This window comes from Micromonospora sp. DSM 43699 (assembly GCF_055517075.1).
Map to the genome: position 1 here is coordinate 1 of NZ_JBTMMT010000194.1, position 468 is coordinate 468.

Genomic DNA, 468 nt, shown 5'->3' on the forward strand with positions numbered 1-468 from the left:
GCCCATCGTACGTGACCAACGCCGGACGATGCCAGCGTATTCCCCGCGGGGGCGCGCTCAGGCGCTGCGCTGCCGCCGGCGGTCCGCCGCGATGGCGCGGTTCGTCTCCCGCGTGTCCTGCTTCTCGCGGAGCGTCTGTCGCTTGTCGTACTCCTTCTTGCCCTTCGCCAGCGCGATCTCGACCTTGACCCGGCCGTCCTTGAAGTAAAGCGCGAGCGGCACGATGTTGTGGCCCGTCTCCTGCGACTTCGACTCCAGCTTGTCGATCTCTGCCCGGTGCAGCAGCAGCTTGCGCTTCCGCTTGGCCGCGTGGTTGGTCCAGGTGCCCTGGACGTACTCGGGTACGTGGATGTTGTGGAGCCACGCCTAGTGGTCGTCGATCTGCACGAAGCCGTCGCCCAGGGAGGCCCGCCACATGCGCAGGGACTTGACCTCCGTACCCATGAGGACGAGGCCGCACTCGTAGGT

General features: G+C 66.9%; 1 pseudogene. It reads right to left on the reverse strand.

Annotated features, from left to right (window positions below):
* Positions 1-57: 57 nt before the first annotated feature.
* A pseudogene (smpB, locus tag AC0AIB_RS31200) lies at positions 58-468 on the reverse strand (SsrA-binding protein SmpB); the annotation flags it as partial.